Here is a 19,753-nt window from a genome sequence, read left to right as displayed (position 1 = left end):
CTGCCCGCTGACCGGGGCCGAGCGGGTGACCGACTCCGCCCGCCGGGGTCAGCCGCTCGCTACGGCACCGGGGAAGAGATCCAGGAAGGGGGCCACCGACTCGGCCTCCCGGCCGAGCGGGGAGTCGAACTGCCAGATGAGGAAGAGCAGAAAGGCGATGAGCGAGCTGAACACACCGGCCATCATCAGCTCCCGCCCCGAGCGGCGGATCTGCAGCGTGAAGATCGTCCCGACGGTCACCAGAGCTCCCGTGAGGAGCCCGAACCACACCACGCCCGGCATCGTCGCGGCGGCGTTCTGCGCCCGCGCGTGACGGGCGTCGTCCGCCGCGGCGACCTGGTCGACCATGGGCTGATACATCTGGCTCTCGACATCGGTGCGCGGCACATGGCCGGAGACATCGTGCCGTACGCGGGCGAGCAGGGCGGTCCCGTGATCGGTGAGCGTGCCGGTCTCGGCCATGTGCGGCCACTCCTCGTTGACCACGTGCCCGACGTAGGCGTCGATGTCCTGGCGGACCTTGTCGCGCACCGCCGTTGGATAGACCGCGGCGCGCTCGCTGACCTCGTGCAGCGCCTGCGCCTCGGTCCGTACGCCGTCCTCCGCCGCGCCACGGGCCTCCCAGACGCCGGCGATGGCGAGTCCGAGCACGATCGCGTACACCACGCCGATCATCATCGTCATGTACTCGAGCACGTCGGGTGTCTGCGAGGAGTCGTCGTCCTCGCCGAGGCGCTGAGGACGGAGCAGCGCGATCGCGACGACCACGGCGCACGCGGCGCTCATGGCGATGATCAGCACCAGCCATCCGGGCATGGGGAATCCTCCGAGTGTCGGGCGAGTCGGCCGGGCCGGGTCAGGAACGGCGCGAGCGGGGCCGCAGTGCGGCGGCGGCGAGCACGGCGGGAGCGGTCATCAACAGGGTGAAAGTCACCACCGATGGCCCGCCATCGGGCTTGTCACGGCCCGGTTTCCGGTACGCCCGCGGCATCAGCGCGACGGGCGAGTGCGAGGCGGAGGGGGAGGGGGAGGGGGAGGGCCGCGGGGACGGGATGGGGGGACGCGAACTCGGCGGCGCGGCGGGCGGTTCCGGCGGTGTGGGCCGGGCGGGTGGCACCGCCGCGGGGCGCGGCGGAGGCGGAGGGTCCGGAGGAGCCGGGGCCGGTGGCGAGGGCGCGGGGACGGAGGGCGGCGGAGGGGGCTTCGGGACGGGCGGATCGGCCGGCGGCGGTGGTGGCGGTGGCGGAGGCGCTTGGGGACACGTGATCCGCGCCACCGCCCCGCCGGGGCCCGCGGAGGCCACCAGCTCGGGTTCGGCCCCGGGTGGGCAGGATTCGATCTCGGCGACCGCACCCCCGGCGGACGCGGTCACCGAGACCTGCGGTCCCTCCCGCGCGGCAGCCGGCCCTCCGACCACCCCCACGACCACTGCTGCCGCTGTCACCCCGAACGTTGAGCTCGCGGCGAGTACCCCCACCCGGTGCCATGCCTTCACGCCGGAGATCGTGCGCGCAGCCGCGGCCTTCCAGCCCTGACACGCGGTGTGGTTCCCCCCGAAGGATGGATCTCCGGCGCGCCGGGTTTGGCGTGGCACACAGCCGGATGAGGGCCGGGACGAGGGTCGCGACGTGGGTCGCTGCGCGCCAAGTGACCATCCACCTACCGGACTTGGCGAAAGCGGCCGGTGCCGGGTCCGGCAAACGGATCCCCAACCCCGGCCGTCCACGAAATGCCGTCCACGGGAGCAGAGGTGCCGACCGCCGGACAACCGGCCGCGGATCAGCCCCAGCGGTAGCGGTCCTTCAGCCGCGCCACCACCCGGTCGAAGCGCGGGCGGTCGAGCGCGCACGCCTCCCGCCGCATCCCGGCCTCGTGGACCCGCAGCACCCGGTCCAGGTCCACCCATGACTCACGCCCCGCGCCGTCCCAGGGCCCCACGCCGATCGCGACCCACTCGCGGTCGTGATCGTGCCGCTTGCTCGACAGCGGCACGGCCAGCAGGGTGCCGGCCCTCTCGCGGGCCACCACAAGCACCGGGCGGTCCTTGCCGCGGCCGTCGTTCTCCTCGAACGGCACCCAGGTCCAGACGATTTCACCGGGGTCCGGATCGCCGTCCCGGTCGGGTGCGTACGCGGTCCGTACCCGTCCTGCCCCGCGCGGGTCCACCTCCGTGGTCGCGGTGGGCCCCCGGCGCCCGGGGTAGTGCGCTCCGTCGTCTATCGCATGGCTCATACGGCCACGCTAACCGGACCGCGCGGATCCTACCGATGGCGCGGGTGCGCCGGAGGAAAACACCGGAATCCGCCCGATGCCTGTAACCATCTCAATAACCTTCTGTAGCAACCGAATTGACAGGGGGACACCACAAGAGCGCAAAACTCACTCCATCGCGGGGCACCAGCGGGCGGCAGACCCGCCTTCCGCCCCCTTCACGCCGGGCGCGACGCGCTCCTCACGCCTGGCGCACATGACTGTGGTCCGTGACGGGAACGGACCGCATATTTCCGTTTTCAGGTTCCGCTGTCCACGGGCGATCAGTAGCCTCAGCTCCAGACACCGGCATGCACATGGCCGGACCAACCATGGCTGACGAGCTGGAGACCATTGATGGAGCGTCCCTCCTGGGCACCCCAGGGCATCGACCTGTCCGTGCCGAGCGTGTCCCGGATCTACGACTACTACCTGGGAGGCTCGCACAACTTCGAGGTCGACCGGGAAGCCGCGCGTCGGGCGATCGAGATCATGCCGGGCCTGCCGAAGATCATGCAAGCCAACCGGGCTTTCATGCGGCGCGCTGTCCGATACGCCGTCGACTCCGGCGTCACTCAATTCCTGGACATAGGCTCCGGCATACCCACCTTCGGCAGTGTCCACGAGGTGGCCCAGGCCGCCGACGCCGGCGCCCGGGTCGTCTACGTCGACAACGACCCGGTGGCCGTGGCACACAGCCGGGCCGTTCTCGAGGACTGCGACCAAGCCGCTGTCGCCGCCGCCGACTTGCGCAAGCCCCGCCAGATTCTCGACAGTCCGGAGGTGGCGCAACTCCTCGACCTGGACCGGCCCGTCGCCCTGCTGCTCGTCGCCGTGCTGCACTTCATGCCCGAGGAGAACGACCCCCGCGGTGCGGTCGCCGAGCTGCGCGACGCGCTCGCCCCCGGCAGCGTGCTGGTGCTGACCCATGCGTCCACGGACGGCGGGCCCACGTCGAGCGAGCAGGGCGACAAGGTCGAGGGCGTGTACCGGAAGGCCAGTTCGCCGCTGGTCATGCGCAGCCGTGCACAGATCGAGCGGTTCTTCGACGGCTTCGACGTCGTCGACCCCGGTCTGGTCCCCATGCCGAACTGGCGCCCGGACACGCCGCCCGAGCAGGAGGACCCGGTGGTCTTCACCGGCTTCGCAGGTGTGGGGCGCAAAGCGTGACCAGAGGGCCGGGTGGCACCGGCAACCCCGAGAGAGTCGGTCCGCAGGACGGACCGGAGGACCGATTGCGCCGCTTCGCTCGCATCTGGAGCCGGGCGATCTACCCGGCCACGGCGACGTCGATGACGCGGGCGGAGTTCGAGGAGTACCTGATACCCCACGCCCGCAAGCTCGTCGACGCGCTTCAGGCGCGGCCCTTCGACCCCGGCCCCGCGGTCGGCGTGGGAGCCGCGCTCGTGGCGGCCCACTGCACGGATCCCGGCGCCCTGCCCTCCTCGCTGGGCGTGGTCGACTCGTATCTGGTGCTGTACTGCCCGCCCGGTGAACCGCTGCCCGCGGGGGAGAGCGATGCCCGCTGCGCCCGGTTGCAGCACTCCATAGCCGCCGGGTTCGCGCAGGCCCTGCGGGAGCGCACCCTTGCCGAGCAGGAAGCGATGTCCCGTGCCGCGCTGCGCGCGCAGGCCGACGCGGAGACTGCGCTGCACGCGAGCGAGGCACGGTTCCGGGCGGTCTTCGAAGGCGCCTCCGTCGGTATCGGGATCGCGGACATGGACGGCCACGTGCTGGATGTCAACGGGGCGTTGACCAAGATGTTCGGCGGCATGAAGCACCATGTGCGCAGCAGGCGGGTGAGCGACTGGGCGCACCCCGAGGACGCGCCGGACGTCTGGAGCCTCCAGGCCGAGCTGGCCCGCGGGGAGCGGGACCACTACCAGGCGGACAAGCCGTACTACCGCAACGACGGGACCGTGCTGTGGACCAACCTCACGGTCTCGCTGCTGCGGGACACCGCCGGGGAGCCGCAGTACATGCTGGCGCTGATGGAGGACATCACCGAACGGCGGCTGCTGCACGAACAGTTGCGGTACGAAGCCACTCATGACGCGCTCACCGGGCTGCCGAACCGGACGCTCTTCTTCGAGCGTCTCGCGGTGGCGCTCGCGGACCGCGGGGGAGGCGCCCGCTTCGGCCTCTGCTACCTCGACCTCGACGGCTTCAAGGCGGTCAACGACAGCCTCGGCCACGCTATCGGCGACCAGCTGCTGGTGGCCGTGGCCGACCGGCTGCAGACCTGCCTGACCTCACCGGACCAGCTGATGGCGCGGATCGGCGGAGACGAGTTCGTGGCCCTGATCATGGATCCGGAGACACAGGACGACGTCACCGCCCTCGCGCACCGGGTCCTGGGCGCTCTCGCCGCACCGGTCCGGCTGGACGGCCGTGAACTGTCGGTACGGGTCAGCATCGGCATCGTCGACGGGCCCGCGGGGGAACTGGGCCCGGAGGAGGTGCTCCGCAGTGCCGACATCACGATGTACCGGGCCAAGGCGGCCGGCGGCAACCGGTACGAGCACGCCGACCCCGAGGCCGATGTACGGGCCATCACCCGGCACGGCCTGACGACCAGCCTCCCCATGGCCCTGGAGCGCGGCGAGTTCTTCATCGAGTACCAGCCACTCGTACGGCTGAGCGATGGCGTGGTGCACGGCGCTGAGGCCCTGGTGCGCTGGTGCCATCCGATGCGCGGCATCCTCGGCCCCGACCAGTTCATCCCGCTGGCCGAGAACACCGGGCTGATTGTGCCTCTCGGTCGCTGGGTGCTGACGCAGGCCGTACGCCAGGCCCGCGACTGGCAGTACGGGGGCACCCATGGGCCGCTGCGGGTCAACGTCAATCTCTCGCCCTTTCAGCTCCGCCACCCCGGCCTCGTCCGCGACACGGTGGAAGTGCTGCGTGAAGCCGGGCTCGAACCGAGCGCCCTGTGCCTGGAGGTGACCGAGAGCGCGCTCATAGGCGCCGACGAGACGCTGCTGACGCCCCTGCGGCAACTCGCCGACCTGGGAGTCGACATAGCGCTCGACGACTTCGGCACCGGCTACTCCAACCTCGCCAACCTGCGCCGTATGCCGCTCAGCACGCTCAAGCTCGACCGTTCCTTCACCCAGGGCATGCAGCGGGATCCGGCCGATCCGATCGACATCAAGATCGTGGAGGGGGTCGTCTCGCTCGCCCACGCCCTGGATCTCGCGGTCACGGTGGAGGGCGTGGAGACCAGCACCCAGGCCGAGCATCTGCGGATCCTGGGTTGCGACACCGCCCAGGGCTGGTACTACGCCCGCCCCGGGCCCCCCGAGCGGCTGCACGCGCTGTCCCTGGTGGACGCCTCATAGCGGCTTCCCCGGGGGTGCGTACGGGCCCGTCGGCGAGGGCCTTGGGCCTCCCTCGCCGACCGGCCCGGCACTGCGGTGGCCGCAGCCGAAGTGACCGAGTGGAGTCGAACCCTGCCGCCTGCCGGGTGCTGCTACCCGGCAGGCGAGCTCAGGGTGCTGCCGGGGTGCGGGCACTGGCCGTGGGCGACGCTCCGGCCGAGTTCCGCGAACCGGTGGCCGGGTTCCTGGACGGCCGGCGGAACTCTGAGGGCGGCGCCTGAGGTTGCGGAGAGGCAGCGGCCGTGCTCACGCGCGCGTGGGGCGGCCGGCTGGGTCACCCGCGGTGCCGGTGCCGGTTCGTGGCCGGCCAACGTAAGACCGGCGGATGGACGTAGGAACCGGCCATGGACGTGAGGTGCGGTCAGCTTCCCAGCTGCGCTCAGCTTCCCAGCGGGTCCAGGTGCAGTGGCCGCACCTTGCCTTCGAGCATCGCGCCCAGCCCCCGTACGGCACAGGTGTCCGGGCGGTCGGCGGTGTGCGCCGGCATGCCCGTCGCCCGGCTCAGCATCGAGTCGAGCCCCGGTAGCAGCGCGCAGCCCCCGGCCAGCATGATGCCGCGGTCGGACAGGTCGGCCACCAGATCCGGCGGGCACCGCCGCAGCACCGAACGGATGCCGTCGAGCACGCCCGTCAGCGGGGTGCCGATGGCCCGCCGTACGCCCGCGGTGTCCACGATCACCGACCGGGCCAGCCCGGTGGCGACATCCCTGCCGTGCACCTCGGTCCGGTCCGTCGACCCGTCCGCCGTGCCGAGTACGAGGTGCAGCGGGCGGACGGCCGGGCTGGGCAGCATCAACTCGTGCTCGCTGCGCAGATGCTCGATGACCGCGTGGTCGATGGAGTTGCCCCCGACCGGGACGGTCTCCGCGGCGACGATCGCGCCCAGCGACAGCACAGCGACCTGGGTGGTCCCGGCGCCGCACACCACGATCATCGTCGCCTCGGGGTGCTCCACCGGCAGCCCGCACCCCACGGCCGCGCAGATGAGCGTGTCGGCCAGCTCCACCCGCCGGGCGCCCAGCGCCGTGAGCGTCTCCACGGCCGCGCGCTGCGTCAGCGGCTCGCTGTCGTGCGGGGTGCAGGCGGCGATCCGCAGCGTCGGCTTGCGCCGCCACGCCTTGCGGAGCTTGTTGCCGATGAGGTGGCGGAGCATCCGCTGCGCCATGTCGATGTCGACGACGGTGCCGCCCGAGACCGGGCGGACCACACGGATGTGGTCGGGGGTACGGCCCGTCATCCGCTCGGCCAGCTCACCCACCGCGAGCAGCGCTCCCGTGCGGGTGTTCACGGCAGCCACGCTGGGCTCGTCGACGACCAGCCCGGTGTCCTTGAGATACACCCTGGTCCTGGCGGCACCGAGATCCACGGCGACCGAGCAACGGCGCAACTGCTCAAGGCTTACGGGCACGTGAGTCCTCCCCTTGAGGGACGTAGCGAAGGGCGGGGGTACGCCACCGCCCTTAAGTCAGCTTGCCCATTTTAATCCTTGTATGCCCGTATTGCTCAGCCGTCCGGGCGACACATGCCACGATCGGACGAACACCCCAGGAGGAATCTCAGGAGCCGGCACTCTCGGTGTCCTCCAGCCGGAAGCCGACCTTCAACCCGACCTGGTAGTGCTGGATCTCCCCGTTCTCGATGTTGCCCCGGACCTGCACCACCTCGAACCAGTCCAGATAGCGCAAGGTCTGTGAAGCGCGCTTGATCCCGTTGCGGATCGCGGCGTCCACACCTTCTTGTGACGACCCGACGATCTCGGTCACCCGGTAGGTGTGATCGGACATGGCGGTCCTCCCTGCTGACGGGGTGATCCCTTCTCCGTCCACCGTGCCCCACCCGGCGGCCGCGCGCGAGGCGGCGGAGTGCCCAGCATTCAGACACCGCACACCCGCCCTCCCCGCAACGGCAACGTCGACGCCAGCCTGGGCGGCCAAGAAGGAGACATGACGACTTCGCCACCGCTCGCCCCCGCTCCCCGCCCCGCCGCGACCCGGCCCCGCTACTCGGTCTCGCTCGCCCGTGACGAGCAGGACGTACGCGCTGCGCAGCGCCTGCGTCACGAGGTGTTCACCGGAGAGATGGGTGCGCTGCTCGCCACCTCCGAGCCGGGCCTGGACATCGACCCCTTCGACGCCTACTGCGACCACCTGCTCGTCCGGGAGGAGGGGAGCGGCGCCGTCGTCGGCACGTACCGGCTGCTGCCGCCGGACCGTGCGGCCGTCGCCGGGCGGCTGTACGCCGAGACCGAGTTCGACATCAGCAGCCAGGCCGGCATCCGTGACGACCTCGTCGAGGTCGGCCGCTCCTGTGTCCACCCCGACCACCGTGACGGCGCCGTCATCTCCCTGATGTGGGCGGGGATCGCGCGCTATCTGACCCAGGCAGGCCACAACTGGCTGGCCGGCTGCTGCTCGATACCGCTGGCCGACGGCGGGGCACTCGCCGCCGGGGTGTGGGACACCGTCTCCGCCAAGCACCTCTCCCCCGAGGAGTACCGCGTCACCCCGCACCTGCCCTGGTACCCGACCGCTGCCGCCCCCTCCGGCCGCACCCCGCTGCCGCCGCTGCTGCGCGGCTATGTGCGCCTCGGTGCCTGGGTGTGCGGGGAGCCCGCCCACGACCCGGACTTCGGCGTTGCGGATCTCTATGTGCTGCTCTCCCTGAAGCGCACCGACCCGCGCTACCTCCGCCACTTCCTCTCCCTCGCCCCGGCGCCATGACCAGCCCCGCGACCAGCCCCGTGACCAGTCCCGTGACCAGTCCCATGTCCGGTCCCGCGATCAGTCCCATGTCCGGTGCCATGTCCGGTGCCATGAGCACGGTGAGTGTCTGGCTGCCCAGCGCTCCCTGCACACCCCGGCTCTGCCTGGCCGACCCGGCGCCGTCCGTCCCGGCACCGCGCCGGGCGCTCCGGTACCTCGCGGGCACGGCCGTACTGCTCTGCGGAGTCGCGCTGGCGCCTCTGGTCCGGTTGTGCTCCCCGGCCCGCCGCGACCGGCTGACGGCCCGGTGGTCGCTTGCCGTCGTCGCGGCCTTCGGCGTACGGGTACGCATCACCGGCGCCGAGGCCGGGCGGTTGGCGGCCGGCGCCCTCGTCGTGGTCAACCACGTCTCCTGGCTGGACATACCGCTCGTCGCCGCCGTACGGCCCGGCCGGATGCTGGCCAAGAGGGAGGTCGCCTCCTATCCCGTCCTCGGCCCGCTGGCCGCTCTCGGCCGCACGCTCTTCCTCGACCGCGACCGGCTGCGGGCCCTGCCCGGGACCGTCGCCGAGATGGCCGGTGCGCTGCGAGCGGGCTCCACCGTGGTCGCCTTCCCCGAGGGCAGCACCTGGTGCGGGAGGCAGCACGGCCGCTTCCGGCACGCCGTCTTCCAGGCCGCGATCGACGCCTCGGCGCCGGTGCAGCCGGTTGCCGTGCGCTACCGGCTGCGCGCCGCGGAGCCCACGGCCGTGGCGGCATTCGTCGGCGAGGACACGCTGTTCGCGTCGCTGCGCAGGGTCGCCGCGGCCCGCGGGCTGGTCGCCGAGGTGGCACTGCTGCCGCGCATACCGGCCGGGACGTACGCCGACCGGCGCGCGCTGGCCCGGGCGGCGCAGGCGGCGGTCGCCGGCCACGGCGCGGGCGCGGAGGACGGCTGGCCCCGGCCGAGCGGAATCCACCCGGGCAGGAATCGCCCGCCCGCGCCCGCTGTTGTTCCTGCCAGGGCCCGGCGGCCGAAGGCGGCCGGAGCATCCGCCGAGTGAAGGAGCAGCCCGTGCCCACCGACCAGCACACTGTCGAAGCGGCCCCCGGCTCGCAGCACGTCAGGGTCGAGATCGACGGCCGGGTCGTCGCCGAATCCAGCCGCCCCGTGCTCGTCCACGAGACGGGCCTGCCGGTCCGCTACTACCTCCCTCCGGAGGACGTGGCCCTGGAACTCCTGGAGCCGACAACGACACGCACCCACTGCCCGTACAAGGGCGACGCCTCGTACTGGTCCTACCGCGACGGCAGCGGGCGGGTCAGGACCGATGTGGTGTGGTCCTACCCGGACCCGCTGCCGGAGGTCGCCCTGATCAAGGACCACCTGTCCTTCTACGACACCGCAGCCGACATCGTCATCGACTGACTCACCCGGAGTCGGGGAAGGCCAGCGAGAGCGCGAACCGGCCTGCGCTGTCGGTCCACCAGTGGCGCAGGCCGAGCCCCGCGGCCGCCAGTTCGGCCCGTACGGACTCCTGCCGGAACTTGGCGGAGACCTCGGTACGCATCTCCTCGCCCGCGGCGAACGAGACCGCCATGTCGAGCGCCGGGATCTTGGCGGTCAGCGCCGTGCGGGCACGCAGCCGCATCTCGATCCACTCGTGCTCCGCGTCCCAGAGCGCCACGTGGTCGAAGTCCTCGGGGTCGAAGTCCGCCCCCAACTCCCGGTCGAGCACGGCCAGGACGTTCTTGTTGAAGGCCGCCGTGACCCCGGCCGAGTCGTCGTACGCTGCCACCAGAGTGGCCTCGTCCTTGACGAGATCCGTGCCGAGCAGCAGCGCGTCACCGGGAGAGAGCAGCGCCCGTACGGAGCCGAGGAAGGCCGCGCGCTCGGCGGGCAGCAGATTGCCCATGGTGCCGCCGAGGAAGGCGACCAGCCGCGGACCGGGGGTCTCCGGGAGCACCAGTCCGTGCTGGAAATCGGCGACCAGGGCGTGCACTGCCAGATCCGGATGGTCGGCGAGCAGCACCTCGCCCGCCTGGACGAGCGCGGACTCGCTGACGTCCACCGGCACATAGACCTCGAGCCCGGTGAGCGTGTCGAGGAGGTACCGGGTCTTCTCGGAGGAACCGGAACCGAGTTCGACCAGAGTCCGGGCGCCGGTCGCGGTGGCGATGTCGGCCGCCCGCGCGATCAGGATCTCCCGCTCGGCGCGGGTCGGGTAGTACTCCGGCAGCCGGGTGATCTCCTCGAACAGGTCGCTGCCGCGGGCGTCGTAGAACCACTTGGGCGGCAGCTGCTTGGGTTCGGAGCCCAGTCCGTGCGATACGTCGGACCGCAGGGCGGCGGTGGTGGCGTCGGCGGGCAGGGTGCGGGTGACCTGGAAGGTACTCAACGGCTGGGCTCCTTGAGCGGGGTGAGCAGAACGTCGCTACGGGTGGCGGTGAGCAGAGTGCGGTCGGGGACCTCGGTCCAGCGGGAGTCGTCGTCGTACGGCTCGGAGGCGACGGCCACGGCCCGCCGGCCGGGATCGGCGAGGTACCAGAGCGTGTCGCCCCAGGCGGTGGCGGCCACCGATGCCCCGTCGGTGAGCAGCAGGTTGAGCCGGGAGCCCGGCGCCGCCGCGGCGAGGGCGGTCGTGCAGTCGCCCAGCGCCTGGCCCGGTTCGTCCCCGGCGCGCAGCGCGTGCAGCACGAGCGCCCAGACCAGCGCGGAGTCGCAGCGGGCCTCCAGGCTCAGCAACTCCTCGGCGGTGAGCGTCGCCGCGAGCGGCGCCGCCGAACCGGGCCAGTCCCTGAGCGCGCCGTTGTGGCTGAACAGCCAGGGCCCGGCGGCGAACGGCGCGGCCGCCGCCTCCCCGTCCGCCCCCGCCTCGGTGGCGTCGCGTACGGCGGCGAGCAGGGCGGTGGTACGGACGACCCGGGCGAGGTCGGCGAAGGACGGATCGGCCCAGATCGGCCCGGCGCGCCGGTAACGCGCGGGCACGGGGTCGCCCTCGGCGTACCACCCGGCTCCGAAACCGTCCGCGTTCACGACCCCGTACGTCTGCCTCCGCGGCGCCCAGGACTGCCGGAACAGCGCGTGCGGCGGTTCCACGGTGATCGCGCCGATGGGTGTCTCCGGCCCGACGTAGGCGATATGACGGCACATCAGCGGCGCCCCTCCCGCGCCGCGTCGCGGGCCGTGCGGAAGCCCGAGAAGATCTGCCGGCGGATGGGGAGATCCCAGTTGCGGAAGGTGCCGCGGCAGGCGACCGGGTCGACGGCGAAGCTGCCGCCGCGCAGCACCTTGTGCGCGCTGCCGAAGAACACCTGCGAGTACTCGCGGTAGGGGAACGGCGCGAAGCCCGGGTAGGCCAGGAAGTCGCTCGCCGTCCACTCCCACACATCGCCCATCAACTGCCGTACGCCCAGCGGCGACGCGCCCTCCGGGTAGGCGCCCACCGGCGCGGGCTGCAGATGGCGCTGGCCCAGGTTGGCGTGCTCGGCAGAGGGGTCGGCGTCGCCCCAGGGGTAGCGCCGGGAGCGGCCGGTGGCCGGGTCGTGGCGGGCCGCCTTCTCCCACTCCGCCTCGGTGGGCAGCCGGCGCCCGGCCCAGCGGGCGTACGCGTCGGCCTCGTACCAGCTGACGTGCAGCACCGGCTCCTGAGCCGGTACCGGCTCCACGGCACCGAACCGGCGCCGCAGCCACTGGCCGCCCTCGCGCTGCCAGAACAGCGGTGCGACCAGGGCGTGTTCGCGGATGTACGCCCACCCCTGCGGAGTCCACCAGCGCGGGTCGTCGTACCCGCCGTCCTCGATGAAGCGGGCGTACGCGCCGTTGGCGACCGGGACGGTGTCGATGAAGAAGTCCGGCACATCACAGAAGTGGCCGGGGCGCTCATTGTCCAGCGCCCATGGCTCGGTGGAGCTGCCCATCGTGAACGGGCCGCCCGGCACCAGGACTTCGGCTGGCAGGGCGGCCTCGTTCGCCGGCGGTCCGGGCGGCGGGGGCGCGGTGAGGGCGGCCGGGCCGCGCCGCAGCTGGTGCGTGATGAGCATCGTCTCGTCGTGCTGCTGCTCGTGCTGCGCGATCATTCCGAACGCGAAGCCGGCGTCGACCAGCGGACCACCCCGCAGGGGGGTGCGCTCCAGGACGTCCAGCACCCGCGTACGTACGTCCGCGACATAGCCGCGCGCCTCGGCGGGCGGCAGGAGAGGGAGGGAGGGGCGCTCAGCGCGCGGGTGCTCGAAGGCGTCGTACACCTTGTCTATGTCGGGGCGCAGCGCCTCATGGCCGCCCACGGCCCGGAGCAGCCACAGCTCCTCCTGGTTGCCGATGTGCGCGAGGTCCCAGACCAACGGTGACATCAGGGGCGAGTGCTGGGCGGTGAGATCGGGTTCCTCGACGCAGCTGGTCAGGGTGCTGGTGCGCTCCCGGGCCGCGATGAGGGCGTCGACGGCGCGCTGCCGGAGCGCCTCGGCGCCGTCGCCGGAGGCGGGTCCCGCGGCGGGGTCGGTGGCGGTCATGATCGGCATTCCTTCCCGGAGATGGGGTCGAGCACGTCGTCGGCGGGACATCGTCCGCGGGCGACGTAGCGGTCCGTGAAGTCGGCCACGGCGGTCTGTACGGCGGGGGAGGCGCCCAGCCTGGGCAGCGCTTCCTGGGCCGCCGCGAAGCAGGTGACGGCGGTGGCGTGCAGTTCGGGGTCGGTCAGGGCGTGGCGGGCGGCGGCCCGCCACAGCGGGTTGCTGGGCGCGGGCTCGAAGCCCGCGGTCTCGGCGAGCGGTTTGACCGCGCGGTAGACGGCCTCGGAGGCCTCCCCGTCGTCGAACAGGGCGGAGGTGACGGCCAGCGGCACCATCCAGCCGTCCTCGCCCGGCTGTGCGTCGATCATGCGCAGCTCCAGGTGGCCGCGTGGACGGACGGGCGGGAACAGGGTGGTGATGTGGTAGTCGAGGTCCTCCAGGGTGGGCGGGCGGAGACCGCCGGTGGCTCCGCCGCGGATCCAGTCCCGGAAGGTGACTCCGCGGGGCACGGTCCAGGGGCCCTCGTCGCGGCGGACGCACATCAGGGGCGCGCCCAGGACGTAGCCCGCCCAGTCGGCCCGCGGGTCCCGGCCGGGGACCGGGGCCAGGGACCGGGCCGGGTCGAGCTCGGCCCAGACAGCCTGCCGGGTGGAACGCCAACCGGTCGGACGCCCCTCGCGCAGCGGCGAGTTCGCGAACGCCGCGACCAGCACGGCACCGAGCAGATGGGCCAGCCGCCAGCGCCGGCCGAAGCCCAGCGGGCCCGGCTCCTCGTACCCGGCGTCCAGGCAGACCTGGACGGATGCGGAGCAGCACATCATCGACCGGCCCGCCGGGCCGCCGCGGTCGAAGTACGCCTCCATGGCGTCGTAGCGCGGCTCGGTGAGGAGACGGCGCGGTGGGTGGTGTGGGTCGTGCCCGTGGCCGACGAGGCTCAGGCCGTGCGCCCGTAGTGAGGCGCGGACCACGGCGAGGTCGGCGCCGGCCTGCTCCACGCACTCGGTGAGGGAGCCGGCCGGGGGAGGGCTGAGTTCGAGTTGGCCGCCGGGTTCGAAGGTCAGCGGCGAGCGGAGCGGAAGGCTGCGCAACGCGGCGACGGCGGCGGAGTGCCGGTCGGGTTCGACGGGGTGGGACGGATCATGAAGATCACGGACGAGCCATTCCAGTTCGACACCGAGCCGGCTCGGCGGCCCGGTCTTGAAACAGATGCCCTGGACGTGTGCCAGGGACGCGGCCTCGGTGAGTGCCCGCGCACGGCTGGTTCGCTGTTGGTGAAGCACGGCCGGAAATCCTCCCGTCGAAGGGACCTCTCCGCATCCCGGCCGGATCGCGGCCGAGTTGCTCCGTTCCACCTAAGCCACTGCGGGGCGCGCCCTCAAGAGTGCGCCTGCATCCGGTTACCGGGTTCGGTCGCCGGACACCGCCCGGGCAGCGGGGCATCGCCCTGCCCAGCGATCATGCGGGCGGTCGGTTCCGTGCCCTCTGGAAGGGTCCCCCGAGCCGCGGCTTCCCGCAAACGGGCCCGGACACCCGCGCCACCTCGGGGAAGCGCACCTGATCGCGCCGCGATACGGGCCGGGCGGGCGTACGGCGAGCCCGCGCGGGCCGGGCGCACGGAGCACTGCCTCCGCGGAGCGCTCGCACGGAACCTCGTTTCTCCGGGGCCTGCCGAGGGTGCCGGGAAGCGGCAGCCTGCCGCATCCCGGGGCTGCCGCCGCTGTACCGCCGGGGGCGATCGTGGGCCGGCGCAGGCAGGGCGCGCCCAACACGCCGTACAGGGAACCCGTCAGGCCGCTGACGCGGTGTCCCGGTCCTCCCGGTTGTCCAGCCTCTCGAGGTCCGGCCACTGCTCGTACCACCGCTGGTCCGCCTCCAGTTGCGCCGCGAGGGAGATCAGCAGCGGCTCGCTCTCCGCGGGTCCCAGCAGCTGAACGCCCAGCGGCAGGCGGCCGTCGTCCCCGGCGAATCCGGCGGGGACACTGATCCCCGGCCAGCCGAGGACGTTCCACGGCCAGGCGTACGGACACGCGGCGATCATCGCGCGGTCGGCGCGCCAGCCCGACAGCCTCGCCAGCGCCCCGATCCGCGGCGGCGGCGTGGCCGTGGTCGGGGTGAGGACGACATCGAAGCGGTGGAAGATCTCGCCCACGCGCGCGTGGAGCCGGGCCTCGGTGGTGCGGGCCAGCCGCAGCGGCCCACCGCCGAGCAGCCGGCCGAGCCGGGCCGCGCTCCGTGTCCGCGGGTCCAGCAGGGCCTGGTCGGGGACGCGGGCGCACCAGTCCCGGACCCCGGCCGTCGCACGCGGCACGAAGGTCAGTCCCACCGGCCCGTACCTGGGGTCCGCCTCGACCACCTCGTGCCCGAGCGCCGCCAGCCGTTCGGCCGTGCCGAGGACGGCGCCGCGTACCGCAGGATCGAGCCGCTTCGGCGTGCCCGTGAACGCGGGCCGCAGCGACAGCGCGATCCGCAGCCTGCCCGGCTCGCGCCCGGCCGCGGGCAGCATCTCCACCGCACGCGGCCGGTGCAGGTCTCCCGGATGGCTGCCGCTCGCCGCATCCAGCAGCAGCGCGGCATCCGCGACCGTACGGGCCAGCGGCCCGATGCCGGTGATCCCGTTGAACGCCTCCTCGTCCGGCCAGGTGGAGATCCTGCCGCGCTGCGGCTTGATGCCGATCAGATGGGTCCAGGCGGCCGGTATCCGGACCGAGCCCGCGCCGTCCGAGCCCAGCGCCGCGGGCACCAGCCCGGCGGCGACCGCGGCCGCGGCCCCGCCCGAGGACCCGCCGGGCGTGTGGCCGGGGTGCCACGGGTTGCGGGTCTCGCCGAACGCAGGTCCCTCGGTGAACGGCCACTGGCCCAGCTCCGGCGTGTTCGTCTTCCCGACGACAACCGCTCCGGCCTTCCGGATACGCCGTACGGCCTCCCCGTCCTCCGTCTTCACCGGGAATTCGCCGGGGCAGCCGAAGGCCGTCGGCTCGCCCGCCACATCCATGTCGTCCTTCACCGCGACCGGCACGCCCAGCAGCGGAGCGCGTTCACCGGCCGCCAGCCTCCGGTCGGCCGCGTCGGCTTCCGCGACGGCGGCCTCGGCGCGGATCCTGCGGAAGGCATTCAGCGTGGGCTGTGCCGCCTCGATCCGGGCGAGGCACTGTTCGACCAACTCGCGGGAGGACACCGTGCCCTCCGCGAGCGCACGAGCTTGCTCCACCAGACCTGGGGACAGTGAACGGGACACCGGGCGACACCTCGTCTCCAACGCTATATCGTTCGAACGAACATAGCGGCCGACGGGCTGTCGTGGTCGTGTCAGAGCGCGGGTCTTCCTGGAGCATGCCGAAGCCCCAGAGATTGGCGTCCGGGTCCTTGCAACGGACCAGCCGGCCGATGGTCGGTACGGCCCTCCTGGGCACGGCGCTCCGGCCACCGTGCCGCTCCACCGCTTCGATCGTGTCATCGAGCGCGTCCACCTGCAGGGTCAGCGCGAACGCGGTCACCGGGCCCGTTTTCCGAAGGCGGCGGTCCCTGGCGCGGCAGCAGGCCGCCGTCGATTCGGGGAGTTGCCTCGCCTGTCCGACCATCCAGTACGGCTGGTCGCCCCAGCGGTCGATCGGCCGGCCGAGGACCGAGGCGTAGAACGAGCGCACACGCTCGACGTCTCCCGCGCGGATCTCGATGGGGTCCCCCGGACGGAGTCGGGGGAGGACGGGCCGGCCATGGCGTCCCTTCGTCGGACACGCGGCGTGCTGAGAGGGTCCGGACGGTAGCCATGGCCGGCCGGGGCGCGCGGGCCGGGCACGCCGACACGGTGGTCCGCCGGAACCGATCGGCGGGCACGGCCAGGCCGCCCCGGGCGGCGGGCAGCGGTATCCATCGAGCCGTACGCCGCTCCCTGCTGCCCGCTCTGCGCTGTCCGTTCAGCCCGCCAGGACGCGGCCGCGGCAGTGCGACGGGCTGCCCCATGCCGAGCGCAACGCCCGCGCCTTGCGGATCCACAGCGACAGGTCGTGCTCCGCGGTGTAGCCGATCGCGCCGTGCAGTTGGAGCGCGGTCCTCGCGGCGGCGTACGCGGCCTCGCACGCGGCGACCTTCGCGGCCGCGACGTCCGCCCCCGCCCCCGGTGCCCGCGCGGCCAGCGCCACCGCCGCCCCGTACAGCAGCGGCCGGGCGAACTCCAGCCCGAGGAGCGCGTCCGCCAGCTGGTGCTTGACCGCCTGGAAGGAGCCGATGGGGACGCCGAACTGAGTGCGCTGTTTCGCGTACGCGACGGTCTTCTCGACGAGCGCGAGACCGGTGCCGAGTGCCTGGCCGGCCGTGGCGAAAGCGGCCCAGTCGGCAGCGTGCGCGGCGGCTTCCCGTACGGCCGGCCCGCTCGCCAGCAACTCGCCCCCGCCGCGGGGACGGACGAGCCGACGGGCCGGATCGAGGGACCGCTGGACGCTGCCGGGACCAGTCGGCAGCCGCAACTCCTCGCCCTGGACGGCGAACACGGCGTCGGCGGCGTCGGCGTCCAGCGCGTACGGCCCGCCGGCGGCAGCGCAGTACGTCGTGACCACCTGACCCGAGGCGATGCGCGGAAGCCACTCCTTGGCCGGGGCTCCCTCACCGCCCCCGGCCAGGCGGTCCAGGAGTACGGCGACCGCGGCGGTCTCCACCACCGGACCCGGCACCGCGTACCTGCCCAACTGCACAAAGGCGACGGCCAGTTCCACCGGCAGCGGGCCCGGGCCGTCATACGCCTCGGGGACGGCGAGCGCGAACACCCCGGCCCCGGCGAGCCGTGCCCACAGCGCCCGGCCGGCCGCCTGATCGCCCGCCGACCAGGCCCGCACCGCGGCAGGCGTTCCGGCCGCGGCCAGCATCCGGTCCAGGGAGCGGTCGAACGCGGTCTGCTCGTCGTCGAGGAGGAACCTCACCGTCGTCCCTTCGGCAGGCCGAGCAGCCGCTCGGCGATGATGTCCCGCTGGATCTCGTTGGTGCCGGCGTAGATCGGCCCGGCGAGGGAGAAGACATAGCCCTCGGCCCAATTGCCGTGCGCGGGCGGTTCACCGGCCTCGCCCGCCGTGTCGCCGGACAGCTCCCCGTACGGCCCGAGCAGGTCCAGGGCCGTTTCGTGGAGCGCGATGTCGAGCTCGGACCAGAAGACCTTGTTGAGGCTCGACTCGGCGCCGATCGAGGCTCCCTCGGCCAGCCGTGAGGCGCCCGCGCAGGTGAACAGGTGGTAGGCGCGGGCGCCGATGACCGCATCGGCGACACGGTCGCGCAGCGCGGTGCCGGCGGGGTCGCCCCGCTCGCGCCACAGCTCGACGAGCCGGGCGGCGGCAGCGGTGAAGCGGCCGGGGCTGCGCAGCGTCAGCCCGCGCTCGTTCCCCGCCGTGCTCATCGCGACCCGCCAGCCCTGGCCGGGCTCGCCGATGACGTCCGCGTCGGGTACGAAGACGTCGTCGAGGAAGAGTTCGGCGAAGGCGGGCTTGCCGTCCAGGCGGCCGATGGGACGTACGGTCACCCCCGGCGCGTCCAGCGGGAACATCAGATACGTCAGCCCGCGGTGCGGCCGGTCCGCCCCGGGGTCGCTGCGGAACAGGCCGAACGCGCGGTCGGCGAAGGCCGCCCGCGACGACCAGGTCTTCTGGCCGTTCAGCAGCCAGCCGCCGTCGGCCCGCACCGCCGTGGAGCGCAGGGCGGCGAGGTCCGAGCCGGCCTCCGGCTCGGACCAGGCCTGGGCCCAGATCACCTCACCGCCCGCCATGGACGGCAGGATACGGGCGCGCTGTTCTTCGGTGCCGTGTTCGAAGAGGGTGGGGGCGAGGAGGCTGATGCCGTTCTGGCCGACCCGTCCGGGGGCCCCGGCCGCGTAGTACTCCTCCTCGAAGATCAGCCACTGAAGGACCGACGCGCCCCGGCCGCCGTACTCCTCGGGCCAGGACACCACCGACCAGCGGTCCGCGAACAGGGTGTGCTCCCAAGCGCGATGGGCGGCGAAGCCCTCCTCGGTCTCCAGCGAGGGAAGCGGCGTGCGGGGCACCCGGCCGGCCAGCCAGGCCCGTGCCTCCGCCCGGAATGCGTCCTCTTCGGGGGTGTGGTCCAGGTCCATGGGCACCTTCCCTAACAAGTGTTTGGTAGGTTAACGTGCTGCTGTGATGGACAACAAGGCCCGGTACGTCCCCGGGCACGGTCTGCTCTCCGGGCGGACCGCCGTGATCACCGCCGCCGCGGGCACGGGGATCGGCGGAGCCACGGCCCGCAGGTTCCTCGAGGAGGGCGCGAGCGTTCTGGTCGGCGATGCCCATACGCGCCGGCTGGAGGAGACCGAGAAGGCTCTGGCCGCCGAGTACGGCGCGGACAGGGTCGCCGCACTGCCCTGCGACGTCACGGAAGAGGCCCAGGTCCAGGCCTTCTTCACGCGCGCGGAGACCCTGCACGGCCGCCTGGACATCGTGGTGAACAACGCCGGCCTCGGCGGTACGGCGGAGCTCGTGGACATGACCGACGAGCAGTGGAGCACGGTGCTGGATGTGACCTTGAACGGCACCTTCCGCTGCCTGCGCGCCGCGCTGCGCGGCATGAGGGCCGCAGGACGGGGCGGTGTGATCGTCAACAACTCCTCGGTCCTCGGCTGGCGCGCCCAGGCCGGACAGGCGCACTACGCCGCCGCCAAGGCCGGGGTGATGTCGCTGACCCGGTGTGCGGCGGTGGAGGCCGCCGCGTACGGAGTGCGGGTCAACGCCGTGGCCCCGAGCCTGGCGGTGCACCCGCATCTGGTGAAGGCCACCACCCCGGAACTGCTCGAGGACCTCACCGCGCGCGAGGCGTTCGGCCGCTACGCGGAGCCCTGGGAGGTCGCCAACGTGATCGTCTTCCTGGCGAGCGGCTACTCCTCGTACATGACGGGTGAGACGGTGTCGGTGAGCAGCCAGCACGCGTGAGACAGCA

Annotated in this window: 18 protein-coding genes and 1 pseudogene; 7 read left to right on the top strand and 12 right to left on the bottom strand. The window is 72.9% G+C overall.

From position 1 onward, the window contains the following. Positions 1 to 48 precede the first annotated feature (48 nt). Positions 49 to 816, bottom strand: a complete 768-nt coding sequence (locus ABZW18_RS17525; protein ID WP_356188200.1) for a hypothetical protein — start codon at positions 814 to 816, stop codon at positions 49 to 51. A 14-nt stretch (positions 817 to 830) separates the two neighbouring features. On the opposite strand from ABZW18_RS17525, the gene ABZW18_RS17520 reads away from it, so the two are divergent. Beyond that, on the top strand, positions 831 to 1,535 hold the full coding sequence (locus ABZW18_RS17520; RefSeq protein WP_356188198.1) for a hypothetical protein: 705 nt from the start codon (positions 831 to 833) through the stop codon (positions 1,533 to 1,535). A 244-nt stretch (positions 1,536 to 1,779) separates the two neighbouring features. On the opposite strand, the gene ABZW18_RS17515 is transcribed toward ABZW18_RS17520, so the two are convergent. Next, positions 1,780 to 2,232, bottom strand: coding sequence for a type II toxin-antitoxin system PemK/MazF family toxin (locus tag ABZW18_RS17515; RefSeq protein WP_356188196.1), 453 nt, complete (start codon positions 2,230 to 2,232; stop codon positions 1,780 to 1,782). Between the two features lie 375 nt (positions 2,233 to 2,607). Between ABZW18_RS17515 and ABZW18_RS17510 the strand changes: the two genes are divergently transcribed. Next, complete coding sequence (locus ABZW18_RS17510; RefSeq protein WP_356188194.1) at positions 2,608 to 3,420, top strand: SAM-dependent methyltransferase; 813 nt, start codon at positions 2,608 to 2,610, stop codon at positions 3,418 to 3,420. Further along, a complete protein-coding gene (locus ABZW18_RS17505; RefSeq protein ID WP_356188192.1) occupies positions 3,417 to 5,591 on the top strand; it encodes an EAL domain-containing protein in 2,175 nt (724 codons plus the stop codon). Before ABZW18_RS17510 ends, ABZW18_RS17505 begins: the two co-directional genes overlap by 4 nt. 418 nt (positions 5,592 to 6,009) lie before the next feature. Here the strand turns inward: ABZW18_RS17505 and ABZW18_RS17500 are convergent, their stop codons facing one another. Both ABZW18_RS17500 and ABZW18_RS17495 read right to left on the bottom strand, forming a co-directional pair. Then, positions 6,010 to 7,038, bottom strand: a complete 1,029-nt coding sequence (locus ABZW18_RS17500; RefSeq protein WP_356188190.1) for a rod shape-determining protein — start codon at positions 7,036 to 7,038, stop codon at positions 6,010 to 6,012. 148 nt (positions 7,039 to 7,186) lie between these two features. Further along, complete coding sequence (locus tag ABZW18_RS17495; protein ID WP_356188188.1) at positions 7,187 to 7,414, bottom strand: dodecin; 228 nt, start codon at positions 7,412 to 7,414, stop codon at positions 7,187 to 7,189. Between the two features lie 159 nt (positions 7,415 to 7,573). On the opposite strand from ABZW18_RS17495, the gene ABZW18_RS17490 reads away from it, so the two are divergent. The 3 genes from ABZW18_RS17490 (at position 7,574) to ABZW18_RS17480 (ending at position 9,740) form a co-directional block, all read left to right on the top strand. Then, on the top strand, positions 7,574 to 8,350 hold the full coding sequence (locus ABZW18_RS17490; protein ID WP_356188186.1) for a GNAT family N-acyltransferase: 777 nt from the start codon (positions 7,574 to 7,576) through the stop codon (positions 8,348 to 8,350). A gap of 101 nt (positions 8,351 to 8,451) precedes the next feature. Then, positions 8,452 to 9,375 carry a lysophospholipid acyltransferase family protein gene (locus tag ABZW18_RS17485; protein WP_356188275.1) on the top strand — a complete coding sequence of 308 codons (924 nt, stop codon included), beginning with the start codon at positions 8,452 to 8,454 and terminating at the stop codon, positions 9,373 to 9,375. An 11-nt stretch (positions 9,376 to 9,386) separates the two neighbouring features. Further along, on the top strand, positions 9,387 to 9,740 hold the full coding sequence (locus tag ABZW18_RS17480; RefSeq protein WP_356188184.1) for a DUF427 domain-containing protein: 354 nt from the start codon (positions 9,387 to 9,389) through the stop codon (positions 9,738 to 9,740). 1 nt (position 9,741) lies between these two features. On the opposite strand, the gene egtD is transcribed toward ABZW18_RS17480, so the two are convergent. The 8 genes and pseudogenes from egtD to ABZW18_RS17440 all read right to left on the bottom strand — a co-directional run bounded on the left by egtD (position 9,742) and on the right by ABZW18_RS17440 (position 18,914). Beyond that, the gene (egtD, locus tag ABZW18_RS17475; protein ID WP_356188182.1) at positions 9,742 to 10,710 is read right to left on the bottom strand and encodes an L-histidine N(alpha)-methyltransferase; all 969 of its coding nucleotides are present in this window, start codon (positions 10,708 to 10,710) and stop codon (positions 9,742 to 9,744) included. Next, positions 10,707 to 11,465, bottom strand: a complete 759-nt coding sequence (gene egtC / locus ABZW18_RS17470) for an ergothioneine biosynthesis protein EgtC (RefSeq protein WP_356188180.1) — start codon at positions 11,463 to 11,465, stop codon at positions 10,707 to 10,709. Before egtC ends, egtD begins: the two co-directional genes overlap by 4 nt. Beyond that, complete coding sequence (gene egtB, locus ABZW18_RS17465) at positions 11,465 to 12,823, bottom strand: ergothioneine biosynthesis protein EgtB (RefSeq protein WP_356188178.1); 1,359 nt, start codon at positions 12,821 to 12,823, stop codon at positions 11,465 to 11,467. Before egtB ends, egtC begins: the two co-directional genes overlap by 1 nt. Beyond that, complete coding sequence (egtA, locus tag ABZW18_RS17460; protein ID WP_356188176.1) at positions 12,820 to 14,103, bottom strand: ergothioneine biosynthesis glutamate--cysteine ligase EgtA; 1,284 nt, start codon at positions 14,101 to 14,103, stop codon at positions 12,820 to 12,822. The genes egtB and egtA overlap by 4 nt, the downstream gene beginning before the upstream one ends. A gap of 506 nt (positions 14,104 to 14,609) precedes the next feature. Further along, entirely contained in the window at positions 14,610 to 16,058 is a 1,449-nt protein-coding gene (locus tag ABZW18_RS17455) for an amidase (RefSeq protein WP_356188174.1), read from the bottom strand. 112 nt (positions 16,059 to 16,170) lie between these two features. Continuing rightward, positions 16,171 to 16,491: pseudogene (locus tag ABZW18_RS17450) on the bottom strand (VOC family protein); the annotation flags it as partial. Between the two features lie 246 nt (positions 16,492 to 16,737). After that, on the bottom strand, positions 16,738 to 17,736 hold the full coding sequence (locus tag ABZW18_RS17445) for an acyl-CoA dehydrogenase family protein (RefSeq protein ID WP_356188172.1): 999 nt from the start codon (positions 17,734 to 17,736) through the stop codon (positions 16,738 to 16,740). After that, positions 17,733 to 18,914, bottom strand: a complete 1,182-nt coding sequence (locus tag ABZW18_RS17440) for an acyl-CoA dehydrogenase family protein (RefSeq protein ID WP_356188171.1) — start codon at positions 18,912 to 18,914, stop codon at positions 17,733 to 17,735. Before ABZW18_RS17440 ends, ABZW18_RS17445 begins: the two co-directional genes overlap by 4 nt. Positions 18,915 to 18,960: 46 nt before the next feature. On the opposite strand from ABZW18_RS17440, the gene ABZW18_RS17435 reads away from it, so the two are divergent. Then, the gene (locus ABZW18_RS17435) at positions 18,961 to 19,746 is read left to right on the top strand and encodes an SDR family oxidoreductase (protein ID WP_356188273.1); all 786 of its coding nucleotides are present in this window, start codon (positions 18,961 to 18,963) and stop codon (positions 19,744 to 19,746) included. Positions 19,747 to 19,753: the final 7 nt, after the last annotated feature.

The organism is Streptomyces sp. NPDC004647 (genome assembly GCF_040609575.1).
Taxonomy (GTDB): Bacteria; Actinomycetota; Actinomycetes; order Streptomycetales; family Streptomycetaceae; genus Streptomyces.
This window is presented reverse-complemented; position numbering and strand designations above follow the sequence as displayed.